The organism is Ochrobactrum chromiisoli, from assembly GCF_026241335.1.
In the GTDB taxonomy this organism is placed as follows: domain Bacteria; phylum Pseudomonadota; class Alphaproteobacteria; order Rhizobiales; family Rhizobiaceae; genus Brucella; species Brucella chromiisoli.
Genome location: NZ_JAPHAV010000008.1, coordinates 1 through 19,685, shown reverse-complemented (window position 1 = coordinate 19,685; position 19,685 = coordinate 1). Strand labels below are relative to the sequence as shown.

Here is a 19,685-nt window from a genome sequence, read left to right as displayed (position 1 = left end):
AGTCTAAGGGGTAACGTATGTCTGAGCAAAAGAGCCAGTTTCAATTAACGCGCCGATCCTTCATGTCTGGTGCAGCAGGCTTCGGCCTTGTTGCCGCCAGTGGCATGAGTGGATTGATCAATTCTGCAATAGCTGCAGAAGCGGATGGTACGCCAAAGAAAGGCGGAGTTCTCAAGCTCGGCATTGGCGGTGGTTCCACCACCGACAATTTCGACCCGCGCCTGCTGAAAGACTGGGTTCCAGTCAATCAGGCCTATATGCTGATGAATGGTCTTGTCGAAATCGACGCCAACAACAAAGCAGTGCCTGAACTGTTTGAAAGCTGGGAACCGTCAGCCGACGCCAAAGAATGGACTTTCAAAGTTCGTCAGGGCGTAACCTTCCATAACGGTAAGACGCTTGATGCCGACGATATCATCTACTCTATCAATCTGCATCGCGGTGAAACGACCTCAGGCGCGCGTTCGCTTGCGGCTGCTTTCACCGATGTGTCAAAAGATGGTGACGACAAGGTCAAGATCACGCTCGAAAGCGGCAATGCCGATCTGCCTTACATCCTGTCCGACTATCACTTCCTCGTTGTTCCCAAAGGCTGGACGGACTTTAACAAGCCAGTTGGCACCGGACCTTTTGTCTATGAGCGTTTTCAGCCTGGTGTGCGTTCGCGTTTCACGCGGAATGAGAGCTATTGGAAGCCAAACACGGCGTGGGTCGATGCGGTTGAAGTTATCGTTATCAACGATGTGTCTGCCCGTACCAACGCCATGATGTCCGGTCAGGTTCATGCGATCAATCAGCTCGACTTCAAAACCGTCGATCTGTTGAAGCGCAACCCGAACCTCAACATCGTTCAGTCGGCCTGCGGTCAGCATTTCTCATTCTTGATGGATTGCACGCAGGCACCATATACCGACAACAATGTCCGCCTCGCGATCAAATATGCTATTGACCGTGAACAGCTGCTAAAAACCGCTCTGCGCGGTTACGGCCGTATCGGCAACGACAACCCAATTCCAAGCTCCGACCCATATTTCAATGCTGATTTGCCACAGCGTGCCTACGATCCTGAAAAAGCAAAATTCCATCTCAAGCAGGCTGGTATGGATTCGCTTAAAATCCAGCTCGCGGCCTCCGATGCTGCTTTCACCGGCGCAGTGGATGCGGCTGCAATTTTCCGCACTGCCGCTGCAAAATCCGGTATTGATCTCGACATCAAGCGAGAGCCAGCAGATGGATATTGGGACAATGTCTGGATGAAGGCACCGTTCTGCATGTCCTATCGCGGTGGTCGTCCAACCGCGGATCTTGCGCTTTCTGTAGCTTATATCTCAACAGCCTCACAGAACGACACACATTGGAAGAATGAAAGCTTTGACGCCAAGCTGCTTGAAGCCCGCGCCATGCTGGACGAAACCAAGCGCAAGGAAATCTACGCTGAATTGCAGACCATGATCAGCGACGAAGGCGGTGCGCTTATTCCAATGTTCGGCGACTATCTCGACGCCACATCCAAAAAGCTCAAAGGCGTGACCACCCATCCGATGTTCAATCTGATGGGTGCCCGCCTTGCCGAAAAAGTCTGGCTGGAAGCATAAATGTTCGTTCTTATTCTCAAGCGTGTGGGGCTCGGGCTTCTCACGCTCTTCCTCGTGTCGGCGTTGATTTTCGCCGGCACGCAGATCCTGCCGGGTGATGTGGCTTCCGCCATTCTCGGCCAGAATGCAACACCGGAGGCGCTGGCCACATTGCGCGAAAGCCTTGGCCTTAATCAGCCACTGCTTGCGCGCTATTTCTCTTGGCTTGCAGGCTTCGTGACGGGTGATCTGGGCACTTCGCTCGCCAATCAGCAGCCTGTTGCAGAATTGCTTTGGCCGCGGTTTTGGAACACAATGGCGCTCGCAGCCTTTGCAGCGGTCGTCAGCGTTCCAATCGCAATCCTTCTCGGCCTTATTACAGCTGTCAAGCGCGGTGGTATTTTCGATCGTGTTATCAACATCGTGGCGCTAGCCTTCGTTTCACTGCCTGAATACTTCCTTGGCCTCTTGCTGATCCTGTTTTTGTCCATCCGCTTCAACATCCTGCCAAGTCTTGCCGACACTTACGAAGGCATGACCGTATTTCAATGGATGCAGGCAACAGCCCTGCCGGCGCTGACACTGGTTCTTGTAACGGTCGCGCAAATGATGCGCATGACACGTACCGCCGTCTTGTCGGTTATGGATCAGGCCTATGTCGAAACCGCTTATCTCAAGGGACTTCGCACCAAACGCGTCGTAACCAAGCACGCTTTGCCGAATGCCGCAGCCCCAATTGTTAATGTGGTAGCGTTCAACATTGCTTACCTCATCACTGGTGTTGTGCTTGTCGAAGCTGTCTTTAACTACAACGGCCTGGGCCGCTTTATGGTTGATGCTGTTTCCAAGCGTGACCTTCCTCTCGTACAAGCAGCAGCTCTCGTCTTCGGCGCAGCCTACGTCATTCTTAATATCATCGCAGATGTTGCTGCCATCGCACTCAATCCGCGTCTGAGGCACCCACGTTGAAGAAATCTATCCCCCTCACGGCGTGGATTGGCCTCGCCATCGTCACTTTCTGCCTGTTAATGTTCCTGTTTGGGCCAATGATCGCGCCTTATGGTCAGGAAGAAATCGTCGGCGCGCCATTTGACCCTCCGTCGGCGCAGTTCTGGTTCGGTCTTGATCAGAATGGTCGTGACATGTTGTCTCGTCTGCTTTTTGGTGCGCAGATGTCGATTGGTGTATCCCTCGCTGCATCACTGCTCTCGTTTAGTATTGGTGTGCCGCTTGGTTTCCTCGCGGCTATCTTTGGTGGCTGGATCGATACAGTGCTTTCGCGCATCGTTGATACTGTCATGTGCATTCCGGTGCTCATCTCGGCGCTCGTCATCCTTCAGGCACTCGGTTCTTCACTGCCGGTTCTGATTATCACCATTGCATTGCTTGATTCCACGCGTGTTTTCCGTTTAGCGCGTATCGTAGCGCAGGGCGTCAATGTGCTGGAATATGCTGAAACCGCACGTCTTCGTGGTGAAGGTCTGGGTTGGCTGATCTGGCGTGAAATTCTGCCGAACACGCTGCCACCGCTGATTGCGGAATTTGGTCTGCGTTTCTGCTTCACTTTCCTTTTTGTTGCGGGCTTGTCGTTCCTTGGCCTTGGTATCCAGCCACCATTTGCAGACTGGGGCGGCATGGTGAAGGATAATCAGCAGGCTATTCTCTACGGCCTTTACGCACCACTGTTTCCGGCAGCTACAATCGCCATCCTGACCATTGGCGTCAACCTCGTCGTCGACTGGCTGCTGGCCGGACGCACGACCACGCAGGGAGCGGATCGATGAGCAAGGATATCGTTCTTTCCATCTCTGACCTCATCGTCAAAGCACCGAACGGTGCAACGCTTGTCGATCATGTCGATTTGACACTGAAACGCGGTGAGGTGCTTGGCCTGATTGGCGAATCCGGTGCAGGCAAATCCACCATTGGGCTGGCTGCAATGGGTTATGGCCGTGGCGGTTGCAAAATCGCCCACGGGACCGTTGTCGTTGATGATATTTCACTGATGGACGGCACCCGCGAAACCCGTGAAGAGGTGCGCGGCGCACGCATCGCCTATGTGGCGCAAAGCGCAGCGGCGTCTTTTAATCCAGCGCATCGCATTGGCGATCAGATCATGGAAGGCCCACTTTATCACGGCCTGATGAGCAAAGCCGAAGCAAAAGCATGGATGCTCGAATTGCTGCATACATTGCAGCTTCCGGATGCCGACACTTTCGGTGACCGTTATCCGCATCAGGTTTCTGGTGGTCAGCTGCAACGTGCCATGGTCGCCATGGCGATGTCCTGTCGCCCGGACATTCTGGTGCTGGACGAACCAACCACCGCACTGGACGTGACGACCCAGATTGAAGTGCTGGCACTCTTGCGCAGCCTTATCCAGCGCTACAACACGGCCGCTCTTTATATCACGCATGACCTTGCTGTCGTGGCGCAGATCGCAGATCGCATCATGGTTTTGCGTCATGGCAAAATGGTCGAGCTTGGCTCCGCAGAGGAAGTTCTCGAAGCACCTAAGCAGGATTATACCCAGCGACTGGTGTCCGAGCGTGAATCAAGCATTTCAGGCGAACAGGCCGAACACAAAACCGGCGATATCCTGCTCGACGTTAAAAACGCGACTGCTTACTACGGTAAGAAGCTCGTTCTAAATGATGTGAACTGCCATATTCGCCGCGGTGAAACGCTTGCAGTTGTGGGTGAGTCCGGTTCTGGTAAATCAACGCTTGCACGCATCATTGCCGGTCTTCCGCCGCACTCTAGCGGCCTCATTACGCTTGCGGGGCAGCGGTTGGATGCCAGCTATAAAAAGCGCTCGCGCGAAGAATTACGCCGCATTCAGCTTGTTTATCAGCTCCCGGATGTAGCGTTGAATCCGAGGCAGACGGTGGGCGAGATCATTGGCCGACCGATGAAGTTCTATTTTGGAATGAATGAGGACCAGCGCGAGATTGAGGTGAAAAGCCTGCTTGAACTTATTGGCCTGCCTGCCGATTTTGCAAGTCGCCTTCCGGGTGCGCTTTCAGGCGGGCAGAAGCAGCGGGTATGCATTGCACGTGCGCTGGCAGCAAAGCCTGATCTTATCATCTGCGATGAAGTAACGTCTGCGCTTGATCCTCTTGTTGCTGAGGAAATTCTGCGGCTTTTACGCAAGCTCCAGGATGAATTGCATGTGTCCTATCTCTTTATCACTCACGATCTTGGTGTTGTGCGCAGGCTCGCGGACAGAACCATGGTCATGCAGAAGGGCAAGGTGGTTGAAACCGGTACCACAAAGGCAATTTTTGAGCCGCCTTATGAGCCTTATACGGAGCAGCTTATAACATCCGTACCGGAGCTGCGCCGTGATTGGCTCGACGACATCCTCAAAGCACGCGCCGCTAGTTAAACTACAGATGCGGCGCAGATGCCGCATCGAAATATTCATTATAAAGTGGACCCTATCATGACCGTAAACGTCACTGAACATCTGTGGATCACCCTTAAGGACGGCACGCGCCTTGGTGCGCGCCTTTGGCTGCCAGAAGGCGCCGAGGCAAATCCCGTCCCGGCCGTTCTCGAATATATCCCTTATCGCAAGCGCGATGGAACACGGGGCCGCGATGAGCCTATGCATGGCTATTTCGCACAGAACGGCTATGCTGCTATCCGTGTCGACATGCGCGGTACGGGTGAATCCGACGGCCATATGGCTGATGAATATATTCAGCAGGAACAGGATGATGCGCTTGAAGTCATCGCCTGGATTGCGGAACAATCATGGTGCAGTGGCAATGTTGGCATGATGGGCAAAAGCTGGGGTGGTTTCAATGGCCTTCAGGTTGCCGCCCGCCGACCGCCAGCATTGAAGGCGGTCATCACCGCCTACTCAACCGATAATCGCTTTACAGATGACATCCATTACATGGGCGGTCTTCTGCTCAACGACAATTTGTGGTGGGGCACGATCATGCTCGCCTATCAGTCGCGGCCGCTTGACCCGGCAATCGTGGGTGACGGCTGGCGTGATGCGTGGATTGAACGTCTCGAACGCCTGCCATTCTTCCCGGCCCTATGGCTGGAACACCAGCATTATGATGGCTATTGGAAACATGGCTCAGTTTGTGAAGATTGGTCCGCGATTCAGTGTCCGGTCCTCGCCATTGGCGGATGGGCAGACAGCTACACAAATGCTGTTCCGCGGCTGCTTGAAAATCTTAAAGTTCCTGCGCGCGGCATCATCGGTCCTTGGGGGCATGTCTATCCTCAGGATGGTATCCCAGGCCCGGCCATCGGTTTCCTTCAGGAAGCGGTTCGCTGGTGGGATCAGTGGTTGAAGGGCAAAGATACAGGCATCATGGACGAGCCAAAGCTGCGGGCCTATATTTGCGACACGATCGAGCCAACCGGCTCACGCGACTTTACCAATGGTCGCTGGGTCGGCGAAAAGAGTTGGCCATCGACTGAGATTGTGCCTCAGCCTTTTGCACTTGGTGCCGACTTCTCGCTCGGTAAAGCCGATGCAATTAACGCTGTTCTTTCGATTTCATCGCCAGCAAGTCACGGCAAAGCGGGTGGTGAATGGATGGCGACCGGTTGCCCCGGCGAGCACCCAACCGACCAGCGCCTTGATGATGGTGGTTCTCTCAACTTTGACACAGCAGTACTGACCGAAGACCTGGAAATTCTCGGCGCGCCGGTCGCTCGTCTCACATTCACTGTCGATCAACCAGTCGCTCAGGTTTCACTGCGTTTGAGCGATATTCTGCCTGATGGTCGTATCACGCGTATCAGTTATCAGGTCTTCAATCTCAATCACATCAACGGCCATGATAAGCCTGAAATGTTGGTGCCGGGTAAGATTTACGAAATTGCAATCAAGCTCAACGATACCGGTTACAGCTTCAAAAAAGGCCATCGTATCCGTCTTTCTGTTGCAACTGGTTACTGGCCAATGGTCTGGCCATCGCCAAAGCGTGTGACGCTCTCGCTTGATACTGCGGCATCGCTTCTCCAGCTTCCCGTCCGTAAAGCTGCTGTTGATGATGCAGGAGTAGCGTTTCAACAACCAGCGCATGGTCCTGCTACTCCCCTCACACAACTCGATCCCGGTAGCGTCCGCCGCTGGACCGAGCAAGATCATGTCACGGGTGAAACACTCTACGTGACAGAAGGCATTGGTGGTCTGTTTGGCGAAGGAATTCTGCGGTTTGACGATATCGGTACAGAACTAAGCCACAGCCTGAAGCGAGAGCTTCGCGTGCGTGACGAAGACCCAGTAACAGCGTCCTATGTGCTGACACAGGCTTATCGTATGGGACGTGAAGACTGGATGATCGATATTGAAACGACGACCAGCCTACATTCGGATCACCAGAATTTCTATATTTCAGGCATTCTGAGCGCGAAGGAAAATGGCAACGAAGTCAAAAAACGCGAATGGGGACAGACTATTCCCCGCGATCATCTGTAAGTTTTTTAGCACCGGGCTACTTTCTAAGGCTCGGTGCCATTTTCATGCTATCCGTCCTCGCGTATCAACCGGTAGGCTGGAATACTGTGTATTCTCGTTAAAACTCTGGGGGGCGGGCGCATATAAATCCATCGAACGGTTGTTTCGAGGGAAGCATATCAATGCTATTTTGGGCGTGTATAAAAGATACTGCTATTTCCATTCAATGAATGAGTCTTGAGCCTGCGGACCACTTTGCAAAGGCGTTCATGACTGTTTTGCGATTCGGATGTAAATCCCTTTGAATCGTCATTCAAAACCCCAGGACCTATACGCCTTTTCTATTCTGCTGATAGGTTTTTGCGCGCCAAACTCAAAGGTTCCACTTTGCTCATACGTCGACTTTACTTTCTACAAAATTACCCTTTCATAGCGCGCATGTTCCAGTAGACGCTCAGGAGGAAGCTTTGAAAGCACTTGTTCTCGAAGAAAAGGGAAAGCTCTCGCTTAGAGAATTCGATATGCCGATGACGCTTGGACGCAAGGATGTGCGCATCAAGATTCACACAGTCGGCATATGCGGATCAGATGTGCACTATTACACTCATGGGCGTATCGGTCATTTCATAGTCAACGAACCGATGGTTCTTGGTCATGAAGCATCGGGAACCGTAATTGAAGTGGGTGAAGATGTAACAAATCTTGCTGTGGGTGACCGTGTCTGCATGGAGCCGGGCATTCCTGATCCGACCTCGCGCGCATCGAAACTCGGTATCTATAATGTGGACCCGGCCGTTCGTTTCTGGGCGACGCCACCCGTTCATGGCTGCCTTGTGCCGGAAGTGATCCATCCCGCTGCCTTCACCTATAAGCTGCCGGATCATGTTTCATTTGGTGAGGGTGCAATGGTCGAGCCTTTTGCCATTGGGATGCAGGCGGCCTTGCGTGCACGCATTCAGCCCGGCGATGTGGCTGTCGTTACCGGGGCAGGTCCCATTGGCATGATGGTAGCGCTGGCGGCACTTGCCGGAGGTTGCGCAAAAGTGATCGTCGCCGATCTGGCCCAGCCCAAACTGGATATCATCGCTGCCTATGACGGTATTGTGGCAGTAAATATTCGAGAACGCAGTCTTGCGGAAGCCATCGCAGACCATACCGATGGCTGGGGTTGCGATCTGGTTTTCGAATGTTCTGGTGCCGCATCTGCCATTCTCAATATGGCAAGCTTGGCGCGACCAGGAGGCGCGATTGTGCTTGTCGGCATGCCGGTTGATCCTGTGCCGGTGGATATTGTCGGGCTTCAGGCCCGCGAGTTGCGCCTTGAGACAGTTTTCCGTTATGCAAATGTCTATGACCGCGCCATCGCGTTAATTGCTTCGGGAAAAGTTGATCTCAAGCCGCTGATAACGGCTACATTGCCTTTTGAAGACAGCATTCGTGGCTTTGATCGAGCAGTCGAAGCACGGGAAAATGATGTGAAGCTTCAGGTCACCTTTCCACAATAAAGGAAAACCATATACGTTGGAACATCGGCGTTTGCTCTGAGGGAGCAGCGTCGATTAGTTTCCGGTGCATCCATTGATGGCTGTGCCATAGAACATCGATCAGAAGACATTTTCTCGCCGCCAAAACTGTGTGCGGAAATAGTATCTGATCCTAAACTGGTATCAGCGCATGCTAAAAAATATGAAGACAACCATGTCGCTTATTGGCGCCTGAAAGCTTTGTTGATATTGCAGTCTCACGTTCAAAAAGCTCGATAATATGGGGTTTTTATGCCGCGAAGACCGGAAAAATAAGGTGCCGATGCACAGAAACAGCGTTGTTTGGTGCTCCGACTTTCTCAAATCACTGAAATTGTATGTAAAAAAAGTATCATAATATTCTATGTTGTGATGTAGCCCTTGGCGTTCACACCACCCAGAATGCATTCATCATGAGACATGGCCTGGAGCAGAGGAGCCCAGGCCTTGCAACTGTATCATGATCTGCGTCAGGGAGGATGTCATGCAACCAGATTTGGAGCTTGTGCATATCCGCAAAGGAGAGTCCTTTGCGGCGTGGATGCATGGTTATCCATTTCGCACTGTGCGCTGGCATTACCATCCCGAATATGAAATCCATCTCGTGGTGGCAACTTCTGGCACCTTCTATATGGGCGATCATGTCGGGCGTTTTGCTCCGGGGCAATTGATCATGACTGGCCCTAATCTACCACATAACTGGATTAGTGAGATCGAGCGAGGTGAAAGAGTACCCACGCGTTCCATGGTGATTCAATTCCCGGAAGCTTTTATTGAAAATGCGCTCGCAATCATGCCGGAAATGGGTGATCTGGGGCCCTTACTGGAGCGCAGCCGTCGCGGATTGTTGTTCGATGACGAAACAAGCATCAAAATCCGCCCTCTCATGGAGCGTCTCATCGTGGCGCAGGGACTGACGCGAATTGCGCTTTTCTGGGAAATTCTGGATCTGCTCTCAAATGCGTCTGAGCCGGAAGTGCTCGCGAGCCTGAGTTATGAGCTTGATGTAACACGTTTCAGCCCTTGCGGGATCAATCGCGCCCTTGCTTATCTGCGAGAACATCTGACCGAGCAGATTGAGGAAACGGAACTCGCTGACATGCTGGGGCAGAGTCAGAGTGCGTTTTCCCGCGCTTTCAAGCGCCATACAGGGACGACGCTGGTGCGCTATCGCAACCAGTTGCGTGTCGATCTCGCCTGCCAGATGCTGCTGACCATGCCGGAAGTGCGGATCACCGATATTTGCTACGAGATCGGCTTCTCCAACCTGTCCAATTTCAACCGGCATTTTCTCAAGTTCAAGGGCATGTCTCCTTCGCAGTTTCGTACCACTTTTGCCGCAAACAAAATTCTGGTGATGCAAGATCAAACAGAGCCGGAGGATGCGGTTATTCGCAATTTGGGCGGGCGGGTTTCTGCCCAAACTATGCAGGCGTTGCCTGTCAATCTGTAACGGGAGGTAAATCTCAATGAAAAAAGCCATTTTAACTGTGAGCACTGTTCTTGCTCTTCTGGCGTCCCCTGCTATTGCGCAGGAAAAGCTCAAGATCGGGATGACATTTCAGGAACTGAACAATCCCTATTTCGTTTCGATGCAGGAAGCGCTCCGCGGTGCAGCCGAAAGCATTGGCGCTGACGTTGTTGTCAGCGACGCTGGCCATAATGTCGCCAAGCAGATTTCCGACGTGGAAGATATGCTCCAGCAGAACATCGACATCCTGCTGCTCAATCCTACCGACAGCGCTGGTGTTGAAGCAGCCGTCGTTGCTGCCAAGGAAAAAGGCGTGATTGTCGTTGCGGTCGATGCCAACGCCAATGGTCCGGTTGATACTTTCGTTGGCTCCAAAAACCGCGATGCGGGTTACCAGTCGTGCAAGTATCTTGGCGAAAGCCTTGACGGCAAGGGCGAGGTTGCCATTCTGGATGGCATTCCGGTTGTTCCTATCCTTCAGCGCGTTGAAGGCTGCAAGGCAGCGCTTGAAGAGTTCGAGGGCATCAAACTGGTCGACACACAGAATGGTCGTCAGGATCGGTCAGTGGCGCTTGGTGTTGTTGAAAACATGATCCAGTCCCACCCTAATCTCAAGGGCATTTTTTCGGTCAATGATGGTGGCGCTATGGGCGCTCTGGCTGCAATTCAGGGCTCAGGCCGTGATATTAAGCTGACTTCTGTCGATGGCGCGCCAGAAGCTGTTCAAGCCATCAAGGACGGCACGCCTTTCATCGAAACAACGGCACAGTTCCCGCGTGATCAGGTGCGCGTTGGTCTTGCGATGGCGCTGGCGCAGAAATGGGGTGCACGCGTTGTTCCTAAGGAAGTTCCGATCGACGTCATGGTGATCGATGCCAAGAACGCTGAAGGTTTCAGCTGGTAATCATCCTCCCTGCTCCCGTTCCGGTTCAATGCATTGGCAGCACAAGTGTGAAACGCTTTTGCTGAGGAGAATGCGAAAAGCCGCTGCGCCCGAAAGGGCGCACGTGGGACGGGAGCCACTTATTGGTTAGGAACAAATCGTGCTTGAGCTGAAAGGCATCAAAAAAAGCTTTGGCCGGATCGAGGTTCTCCACGGTGTGGATCTAAATGTGCGTGCTGGTGAAGTTCACGCCCTTCTCGGGGAGAACGGTGCGGGCAAATCTACACTGATGAAGATACTCTCCGGTATCCTGCGCCCTTCCGAGGGTGAAATCCGGGTTGACGGTAAAGAGCGCCATTTCGCCGACTACGACGATGCCATTCGAGCTGGCATCGGTATTGTGTTTCAGGAATTCAGCCTGATTCCGTATCTCAATGCAGTCGAAAACATGTTTCTGGCGCGTGAAATGCGCAATCGCCTCGGGCTTCTCGACCGGGCGGCCATGCGCAGCCGTGCGCGCGAAATTATGGCAAAGCTTGGCGTGGATGTGCAGCTCGACGTGCCGATCAACCGGCTTTCTGTGGCAGAACAGCAATTTGTCGAAATCGCCAAAACACTGGCACTTGATGCGCGCATTCTTATTCTCGATGAACCGACGGCCACATTGACTCCATCCGAAGTTGAGCACCTTTTCAAAGTGATGCGCGAGTTGCGCCGTCAGGGCGTGGCAATTATTTTTATCTCCCATCATCTTGAAGAGATTTTTGAGATCTGCGACCGGATTACGGTTCTGCGCGACGGGAATTATATCAAGTCCTGTGATGTCTGTGATGTCGATAATGACCGCCTGGTCGAGATGATGGTCGGGCGTCGTCTGGAAGCCGGTTTTCCACCCAAAGCCGACATTGATGTGAGAGCGCCGGTAATCATTGATGTGGAAGAATTACAATTGCGTAAAGGCGGACCCGTTTCGCGCTTTAGCCTGCGCAAGGGCGAGGTTTTGGGTTTTGCCGGGCTGGTCGGCTCAGGCCGGACGGAAAGCGTTCTGGCCATGCTCGGCGCACATGCGTCTGTTCAATGCAAGATGAAATTGGATGGCGTGGCGACGCGGCTTTCCGGCCCTGATCAGGCGCTTGAAAACGGTATCGGGCTTTTGCCGGAAAGCCGTAAAGAGCAAGGGCTGATCACCAGCTTCTCGATCCTGCAAAATATTTCCCTCAACAATTACGGCAAATATCGCCGCCTGCACTGGTTTGTCGACCTTAAAAAAGAGCTCAAAGCCACACAAGTTGCCATGCAGCAGGTGCGGGTGAAGGCGCAGGGACCTTATGCGCGCATTGATACGCTTTCGGGGGGCAATCAGCAGAAAGTGGTCATCGCGCGCTGGCTCAATCATGACATGCGCGTGCTGATTTTTGACGAACCCACACGCGGTATTGATGTCGGTGCGAAGGCAGAAATCTATGCCCTCATGCGCGCTTTCACCAATGCCGGATATTCGATCATCATGATTTCTTCCGAACTGCCGGAGATCATCGGCATGTCAGACAGGGTCTGCGTGTTCCGTTCCGGCGGTATCGTCGCAACGCTCGAAGGTGAAAAAATCACGTCTGAGGAAATTATGACCCAAGCCACAACGGGGAAGCCGCACTATGTCCAATAATGCAAATATTGCCACAGCTGAAAAGAAGAGCGGCTTTTCACTGCGCCATTGGCTGCATTCGCCGCTCATATTGCCCTTGGCGGGCCTGATCGTCGTCTCCGTCCTGATGGGACTTGCCAGCGACAATTTCTTCAGCGTGCCGAACATCCTCAATGTGTTACGGCAGGTCTCTATCGTCGCTGTATTGGCGGTCGGTATGACTTTTGTCATCCTCACTGGCGGTATCGATTTGTCCGTTGGCGCGGTCATGGCGCTGGTTGGAACGCTTGCATCGGGCCTCATGGTGCATGCCGGGATTCCGGCAAGTGCTGCCCTTGGTCTTGGCCTGCTCATCGGGCTTGCGATTGGCACCATCAATGGTGTCCTTGTTGCATGGGGGCGAATGCCGGCAATTATCGTGACGCTTGCCACTATGGGCATGGCGCGTGGTCTTGGTCTTATTTATTCCGGCGGTTATCCGATCAGCGGCCTGCCGAGCTGGGTGTCATGGTTTGGTGTGGGGCGCATCGGCATGATCCCTGTGCCGGTTATCATTATGTTTATCATCTACGCGATTGCATGGGTGCTGCTCGAACGCACTGCTTTTGGTCGCCATGTCTATGCGCTGGGCGGCAATGAGACCGCAGCGCGGCTTTCGGGCGTGAAAACATTGCGCGTCAAACTTGCCGTCTACGCGATCTCTGGTCTCACATCGGCTCTCGCCGCAGTTATTCTGACCGGGCGTCTGATGAGTGGTCAACCGAATGCGGGCATGGGTTTCGAGCTCGATGCCATTGCGGCAGTTGTTTTAGGCGGCACTGCGATTGCCGGCGGTCGTGGTCTGGTGCTTGGCACACTGATTGGCGCGATCCTGTTGGGTATCTTGAACAATGGCCTCAACCTGATGGGCATCAATCCGTATCTTCAGGATGTGATCAAAGGCGGCATCATCCTGCTTGCGATCTATATCGGGCGCGAGTGGCGCTAATCATTATGAAATTTGCCGGAAACAGTCCGGTGCATACACAGGAGAATAAAATGGCGGAATCGCTTCAAGGCAAGATTGCAGTCATTACGGGGGCTGCTTCGGGTATTGGTTTGGCTACGACCAAAACGTTGCTTGCCGCAGGAGCCACGGTCGTTCTGGTGGACCGCAATGAAGCAGCTCTGAATGCGTTGGTGGGTGAGTTGGGCGAGAAGGCTATCGCACAGGTGACGGATCTGTTGAATGCCGAAAGCTGCGCTGCGATGGTGCCTGAAATCCTGAAAAAGGTCGATCATATCGATATTCTGTATTGCAATGCAGGCACCTATATTGGTGGTGATCTGACAGAGACAACCGCAGAAGCCATTGATCAGATGCTCAATCTCAATGTCAATGCGGTCATGAAAAATGTTCATGCTGTCGCGCCGCATATGATTGAACGCAAGACAGGTGACATCATTGTGACCTGCTCGATTGCAGGCCATTACCCGACCTATTGGGAGCCGGTTTATGCATCGTCCAAGTGGGCGGTGACCTGCTTTGTGCAGACAATGCGCCGACAGATGATCCCGCATGGCGTCCGTGTGGCTCAGGTGTCGCCGGGTCCAGTGGTTTCGGCCCTGCTGGCCGACTGGCCTGAGGAAAACCTGCGCAAGGCCAAGGAATCGGGCAGCCTGATCGATCCGAGTGAGGTGGCGGATGCGGTTGAATATATGCTGACACGCAAGCGCACAGTCACGATTCGCGATATGCTGGTGCTGCCGACCAACTTTGATCGGGTATAATCGCGTTTCACGGAGGGTATTTCCAATGGTCCCAAAATATCTGATTGGCGTGGATGTCGGCACGGGGTCCGCCCGTGCGGGTGTTTTTGATCGCTCAGGCAAGCTTCTGGCGACAGCCAAACGACCGCTCGATCTTTATCGGGATGATCGCGGCTTCGTCGAGCAATCAAGTCAGCAGATATGGCGTGCCGTTTGTGAAAGCGTGCGTGAAAGTGTTGCAAGCGCCGCTATCGATCCGGGTGAGGTGGCAGGCATTGGTTTTGATGCCACCTGTTCGCTTGTCGTTCTTGGCGAAGGTGAGAAAACGCTGCCAGTGAGCAGCGAGAGCGAACGCGATGTTATCGTATGGATGGATCATCGCGCGCTCGCACAGGCTGAGCGGATTAATGCAGGCGGCCATGATGTGCTCAAATATGTCGGCGGACGTATCTCGCCTGAAATGCAGACACCTAAATTGCTGTGGCTGCGGGAAAACAATCCCGACACCTATGCGAAGGCACGGCATTTTTTCGATCTCACGGATTTTCTGACATTCAAGGCAAGCGGTGCACTTGAGCGTTCATCCTGCACCGTCACATGTAAATGGACTTATCTCGCGCATGAAGGGCGCTGGGATGCGGAATATTTCCGTGCTATCGGACTGGGTGATCTGGCAGACGATGGTTTTAGCCGTATAGGACAGACGATCGTTGCGCCCGGCACCCCACTTGGTCACGGATTGAGCCCAGAGGCCGCCTCCGCGATGGGACTTGTCGCTGGCATTGCTGTTGGGGCAGGGTTGATCGATGCCCATGCCGGTGGTGTGGGAACAGTGGGAGCACGGGATGGCGTTGCTCATCCTGTGAAATGTCTCGCTTATGTGTTCGGCACGTCTTCGTGCACCATGACAACGACAGTTGAACCGGCATTCGTTCCCGGCGTATGGGGGCCTTATTATTCGGCGATGTTGCCAGGCAAATGGCTGAATGAAGGTGGACAATCGGCTGCGGGGGCAGCGATTGATCATCTTGTGCAATGTCATCCGGCAGCACTTGAAGCAGGCATGCTCGCAAAAGCCGAAGGCAAATCCTTGCCGCAATGGCTTGGCGACAGAGCATTGATGCTGGCAAATTCGCCCAGCGAGGCCGTCAGGCTCGCTGATACATTGCATGTGGTGCCGGAATTTCTGGGCAATCGTGCGCCCTTTGCCGACCCGCATGCGCGCGCTGTTATTGTCGGGCAGGGCATGGAGACAGGCGTGGATTCCCTTGTCGCACTTTATATTGCGGGTCTTTGCGGCCTTGGCTATGGCCTGCGTCAGATCATTGATACGCAAAGCAAAAATGGTGCAATCGTCGAAGCCATCAGTGTCAGCGGTGGCGCAGGTACCCATCCGCTCATTCGTCAGCTTCTGGCTGATGCGTCAGGTCTGCCTGTCGAGGTGATCGATTGTGAAGAGCCGGTCCTGCTTGGTTCGGCAATTTTGGGCGCAATGGCCGCAGGGCTGTTTGCAGATATGGAAACGGCTATGTCGACCATGTCGCGCGTTGGCACGCAGTGCCTCCCGCAAGTGCGCATCAGTGCCGTGCACGATGCACGTTATAGGGCTTTTCTGGCATTGCAGAGCAGCGCGCGCGACATACGCCAGAGCATGGCACAAGCGCTGTCTGCATAATCCATTATTCAACATCAGGCGGTAAAATCACGCCGAAGAGGTTATTTCTATGCAGTTTTCTGGAAAATCCGTCATTGTGACAGGAGCAGGCAAAGGTATTGGTCGTGCATGTGCGCAGTTGATGGCCAGCCGTGGCGCGGAAGTGGTCGCACTGAGCCGTACCCAGTCTGATCTCGACAGTTTGGTTGGTGAAATCGGAGGGCGTTCGATACGGGTTGATCTGTCTGATGCGCGGGCTGCGCGTGACGCGATCCGCGAGGCGGGAGCATGTGATTATCTCATTAACAGCGCAGGCATCAATGTGCTTGAAAGCGTGTTTGATATGACCGATGCCGGTTATGAGGCTGTTATGGGCATCAATTTGCGCGCAGCGCTGATTGCGTGTCAGGAGTTTGCCCGTATGCGCGTGGCAGCAGGCGGCGGTGGCGCCATCGTCAATATTACATCTATTGCCGGCCATCGCGGTTTTCAGGATCACTTGTGCTATGCCGCATCCAAGGCAGGCCTTGAAGGTGCAACGCGAGTTCTCGCTAAGGAGTTGGGACCGCATGGTATCCGTGTCAATGCGGTGGCCCCCACAATCACATTGACCGAACTAGCGGTTGAAGCCTGGAGCGACCCTGCAAAAAGCACACCGATGATGGTGCGCCATCCGGTCAATCGTTTTGCGCAATCCGAAGATGTTGCGCAGGCCATTGCGATTCTTTTAAGCAACGACAGCGCAATGGTCACAGGGGCTACTTTACCAGTCGATGGTGGTTTTCTGGCCGTGTGATAAGTCGCTGGTGATGGCATCAATGTCTTGAATATTTGCGAAAATTTTCGTGATAAGTTTTACTGCCTGGCTCCGTTGGTAACGGGGCATTCTTTCAGGCTGACTCTGATCGCCTGTGAGAAACCGCGTTCTGTCTGTTCGCTAACTTTCAGTGACCGAGCACAAAATCAAACAGAATGTGGGGTCGGAATGCCGATTACGCAGACGTGGCATTTTGCATAAAACAAATCGCTCCCGGCTTGGCACCGGGAGCGATAATTTGATTGCGACTATGGGTTTTCTACCACTTCACCTTGAAGCCGACATTGCCTTTGAGGGCGTAGCTGTCGGAGAAATGGTTGAGTGACGTGTTGATGGAACCTTCGCCATAGAGCATGTATTTATTGTCGGCCCAGGCATAGGTGCCACCTGCGCCAATCCCACCCCATGTATCATCGCTGTCAGTGGCCATATGGGTTCCCGCATAATTCATGCGCGCGTCACCCATGAGCTCCTGATAAAGATTGGCAATGCCATAGAGTGATGTATTGACCATCCGCCCATCATGGCCCTTCCAGCTATTGGCATAGTTGGCAGCAAGACCAAGCCGGGCTGTCAGGCTATCCCCGTCTCTATTGGAGATGCGCGCGCCATAGCTATCGGTAAAGGTGTCAAAATCCACCGATGACCACATGAGCTGTGCCTGCGGTGTCAGCGACCAGTTCTGGTTGATGGCAAAACGCTGACCCGCTTCGAGGCTCAGAGCGTAACCGAAGCCCTTATTGCCGTTGCTGAGAGTCTTGTTGACTGCATCGACATGAAGATCGCTGTCATACCAGTTGGCCTGTGCCTGTGCATCAAGATAGAAGCCGGACGTACCATACCATGTGGCCGTGGCACCAAGCCCCCATCCTTGCGTGCTGATGCTGCCCGAACCGTCACCGGTCCGGTTGTCGATATCCGAGCGTGCATTGCCGTATTGCCCGGTAATGCCAGCAAACAGTGTGCCATTCTCATCCTCATAGAACTGACCATCCACACCGGCCTGCATGATGAAAGTGTTGATATCCTGATGCAGATCACCTGCCGTGGAGGCACTTTCATGACGGGTATGCGCGCCTTCAATGCGACCCCAGATCGCCTTGCTGTCGGTTTCACCCACATTGGCACCCGAACTGGCCTGATCAGAGCCTCCCAGATAACGCTCACCCACACGCTGTTGCAGTGTCGGCAGCTTGTTCAGAGCCTGCAGCGTCGAGCCATAGGATTCATAGATCGGAGCCGCGGGGCTGTAACGGCCCGGATTAGGACCAGGGTTAGGACCTGGAGGACAGGTATTGGTCTTCTCGCAATCCGGATCGACCGGATTGACCGGATCGTTCGGATTCTTGCTGACCAGATACCAGTTGCCGTCATTTGGCGTATTGGTACCGCCTTTTTGCAGCGTATAGGCATAGGCCGAGTCAGTCATAATAGCCTGCTTGCCGTCTTTGGTGACATAATCACCATTGAGCGTGAACAGACCATCAGAGTTCCCCCCCACGGAGATGATCTCGATGCCGTTATTGGTTTTAGCGCCAAAACCGTGACGGTTGGTGATGTCGACTTTGGAAGTGCCGGCTGTGTTGCCACTGACATTCATCCGGTCAATCAATGAACTGTCATCACCAAGCACACCCCACATATGCAGCGTACCGCCTTGTCCGTTATAATCGCCGGACACATTAAGCACCGTGCCGCCATTGCCGCCGAAGAAAACATCGCCCCCATTGGATAAGCCGGCCATGGTGCTGGAGAAACCGCCAAGTTTGAGCGATGCCCCACTGGCCACGCTATAGCGCGAAGCAGCTGAGAAGCCACCGGCTGCCCCCTGAACCAGCGCGCCCTCATTGACAGCAGTGTTGCCCGAATAGTCATTGGCACCATAAAGCACCAGATCACCATTGCCATTCTTGGTGATGCCACCCGTGCCGGAAATCTTACCGGAGAAATCGCCATGCAGGTTCTGATTGAGCGTTAATGTGCCCGAACCAAGCGTGATAGTGCCGTCACCGGCTTTCTCACCCACAAGACTGCCAACGGTTTCATTAAAGTCGGCAAGATCAAGCACCCCACCGCCCTTGATGGTCACATTGCCCGAACCAAAAGCATTCTCCGCAATGCCAGCTTTGGCAGCGCCTGCTGCAACCGTCAATCCGCCACTGAACGTGTTATTGCCAGAGAAGGTCGTCGTGCCGATGCCATCTTTGGTAACGGCACCAACGCCGCTCACCTTGTTTGCAAATGAAAAATCCTGATCCTTGTTGATCAGCAGCTTGCCACGGTCAAACTCTGTGCTTGCAAGAACGATCTCTGCGCTGTTTGCAATGCTGCCGTTTCCGCTCAGCTCCAGCGTGCCCTCTTGCACCGTGGTGGTGCCGCTATAGCTGTTCTGGCCTGTCAGATTCAGTGTTCCATAGCCAGATTTGGTAAAGCCATTCTGCCCGTCGAGAATGGAAGATATGGTTGCCACATAGTTGGCATGCTCCATCACGCCGTCACCAACGTTGATCCGAACATCCGTTCCACCCAGCGTGATTGTGCCTCCCTCAACGCTGTAACCATCAACGAAGAACTGCATGCCGTTGACACGCGGCGTAAAGCCATTCTCAATCATGACCTTACCACCGGTGCCCTGAAACACGGCAAAAACGTCATCCGCCCAGGGAGTATTGCCGTTGCCGTTCTGGTCGGTCCAGTTCGAGTTCGCTGCGTTCCATGTTCCATCGCCGCCATGGACGGTGCCATCGCCTATCATCTGGCTTCCATCCCAGTAGGACATGGTCCGACCGCCACTGTTAACCAGATTGACCTGCCCCTGAGGTTGCAGCACTTGCAGGCTATAGTCCTGATCGCTTCCCGCAGCCATCTGCATACCGTTATCGGTCAGTGGATTGTCTGACTGGAAAATACGATAGACCCCGACATCCATCTGGCTATTCTT

At 53.6% G+C, this 19,685-nt stretch carries 14 protein-coding genes; 13 read left to right on the top strand and 1 reads right to left on the bottom strand.

Annotated features, from left to right (window positions below; genetic code table 11):
* The first annotated feature begins 17 nt into the window (after window positions 1-17).
* The 13 genes from OPR82_RS15000 (at window position 18) to OPR82_RS14940 (ending at window position 16,723) form a co-directional block, all read left to right on the top strand.
* A complete protein-coding gene (locus OPR82_RS15000; protein ID WP_265985730.1) occupies window positions 18-1,595 on the top strand; it encodes an ABC transporter substrate-binding protein in 1,578 nt (525 codons plus the stop codon).
* The gene (locus OPR82_RS14995; protein ID WP_265985728.1) at window positions 1,596-2,543 is read left to right on the top strand and encodes an ABC transporter permease; all 948 of its coding nucleotides are present in this window, start codon (window positions 1,596-1,598) and stop codon (window positions 2,541-2,543) included.
* Window positions 2,540-3,358, top strand: coding sequence for an ABC transporter permease (locus OPR82_RS14990; RefSeq protein ID WP_265985727.1), 819 nt, complete (start codon window positions 2,540-2,542; stop codon window positions 3,356-3,358). Before OPR82_RS14995 ends, OPR82_RS14990 begins: the two co-directional genes overlap by 4 nt.
* Window positions 3,355-4,962 (top strand): ABC transporter ATP-binding protein, encoded by a 1,608-nt coding sequence (locus OPR82_RS14985; protein ID WP_265985726.1) that lies wholly within the window; start codon window positions 3,355-3,357, stop codon window positions 4,960-4,962. Before OPR82_RS14990 ends, OPR82_RS14985 begins: the two co-directional genes overlap by 4 nt.
* A gap of 57 nt (window positions 4,963-5,019) precedes the next feature.
* The gene (locus OPR82_RS14980) at window positions 5,020-7,026 is read left to right on the top strand and encodes a CocE/NonD family hydrolase (RefSeq protein WP_265985725.1); all 2,007 of its coding nucleotides are present in this window, start codon (window positions 5,020-5,022) and stop codon (window positions 7,024-7,026) included.
* A 446-nt stretch (window positions 7,027-7,472) separates the two neighbouring features.
* Window positions 7,473-8,510, top strand: coding sequence for an NAD(P)-dependent alcohol dehydrogenase (locus OPR82_RS14975; protein WP_265985724.1), 1,038 nt, complete (start codon window positions 7,473-7,475; stop codon window positions 8,508-8,510).
* A 502-nt stretch (window positions 8,511-9,012) separates the two neighbouring features.
* Window positions 9,013-9,981: an AraC family transcriptional regulator gene (locus OPR82_RS14970; RefSeq protein WP_265985723.1), complete on the top strand. Its 969-nt coding sequence runs from the start codon at window positions 9,013-9,015 to the stop codon at window positions 9,979-9,981.
* A 16-nt stretch (window positions 9,982-9,997) separates the two neighbouring features.
* Window positions 9,998-10,903, top strand: a complete 906-nt coding sequence (locus tag OPR82_RS14965; protein WP_265985722.1) for an ABC transporter substrate-binding protein — start codon at window positions 9,998-10,000, stop codon at window positions 10,901-10,903.
* A gap of 139 nt (window positions 10,904-11,042) precedes the next feature.
* A complete protein-coding gene (locus OPR82_RS14960; protein WP_265985721.1) occupies window positions 11,043-12,545 on the top strand; it encodes a sugar ABC transporter ATP-binding protein in 1,503 nt (500 codons plus the stop codon).
* A complete protein-coding gene (locus OPR82_RS14955) occupies window positions 12,535-13,512 on the top strand; it encodes an ABC transporter permease (RefSeq protein WP_265985720.1) in 978 nt (325 codons plus the stop codon). Before OPR82_RS14960 ends, OPR82_RS14955 begins: the two co-directional genes overlap by 11 nt.
* A 50-nt stretch (window positions 13,513-13,562) precedes the next feature.
* Complete coding sequence (locus OPR82_RS14950; RefSeq protein WP_265985719.1) at window positions 13,563-14,294, top strand: SDR family oxidoreductase; 732 nt, start codon at window positions 13,563-13,565, stop codon at window positions 14,292-14,294.
* A 25-nt stretch (window positions 14,295-14,319) separates the two neighbouring features.
* On the top strand, window positions 14,320-15,948 hold the full coding sequence (locus OPR82_RS14945; protein ID WP_265985718.1) for an FGGY-family carbohydrate kinase: 1,629 nt from the start codon (window positions 14,320-14,322) through the stop codon (window positions 15,946-15,948).
* A 49-nt stretch (window positions 15,949-15,997) separates the two neighbouring features.
* Entirely contained in the window at window positions 15,998-16,723 is a 726-nt protein-coding gene (locus OPR82_RS14940) for an SDR family oxidoreductase (protein WP_265985716.1), read from the top strand.
* Between the two features lie 280 nt (window positions 16,724-17,003).
* Here OPR82_RS14940 and OPR82_RS14935 read toward each other — a convergent pair.
* A partial coding sequence (locus OPR82_RS14935) for an autotransporter family protein (protein ID WP_265985715.1) occupies window positions 17,004-19,685 on the bottom strand: 2,682 nt, incomplete at its 5' end.

Bases quoted from the DNA above. Each gene is read 5' to 3' on its own strand.
- OPR82_RS15000 (WP_265985730.1), top strand. From the start codon at position 18: ATGTCTGAGCAAAAGAGCCAGTTTCAATTAACGCGCCGATCCTTCATG.
- OPR82_RS14995 (WP_265985728.1), top strand. From the start codon at position 1,596: ATGTTCGTTCTTATTCTCAAGCGTGTGGGGCTCGGGCTTCTCACGCTC.
- OPR82_RS14985 (WP_265985726.1), top strand. From the start codon at position 3,355: ATGAGCAAGGATATCGTTCTTTCCATCTCTGACCTCATCGTCAAAGCA.
- OPR82_RS14980 (WP_265985725.1), top strand. From the start codon at position 5,020: ATGACCGTAAACGTCACTGAACATCTGTGGATCACCCTTAAGGACGGC.
- OPR82_RS14970 (WP_265985723.1), top strand. From the start codon at position 9,013: ATGCAACCAGATTTGGAGCTTGTGCATATCCGCAAAGGAGAGTCCTTT.
- OPR82_RS14965 (WP_265985722.1), top strand. From the start codon at position 9,998: ATGAAAAAAGCCATTTTAACTGTGAGCACTGTTCTTGCTCTTCTGGCG.
- OPR82_RS14955 (WP_265985720.1), top strand. From the start codon at position 12,535: ATGTCCAATAATGCAAATATTGCCACAGCTGAAAAGAAGAGCGGCTTT.
- OPR82_RS14950 (WP_265985719.1), top strand. From the start codon at position 13,563: ATGGCGGAATCGCTTCAAGGCAAGATTGCAGTCATTACGGGGGCTGCT.
- OPR82_RS14945 (WP_265985718.1), top strand. From the start codon at position 14,320: ATGGTCCCAAAATATCTGATTGGCGTGGATGTCGGCACGGGGTCCGCC.
- OPR82_RS14940 (WP_265985716.1), top strand. From the start codon at position 15,998: ATGCAGTTTTCTGGAAAATCCGTCATTGTGACAGGAGCAGGCAAAGGT.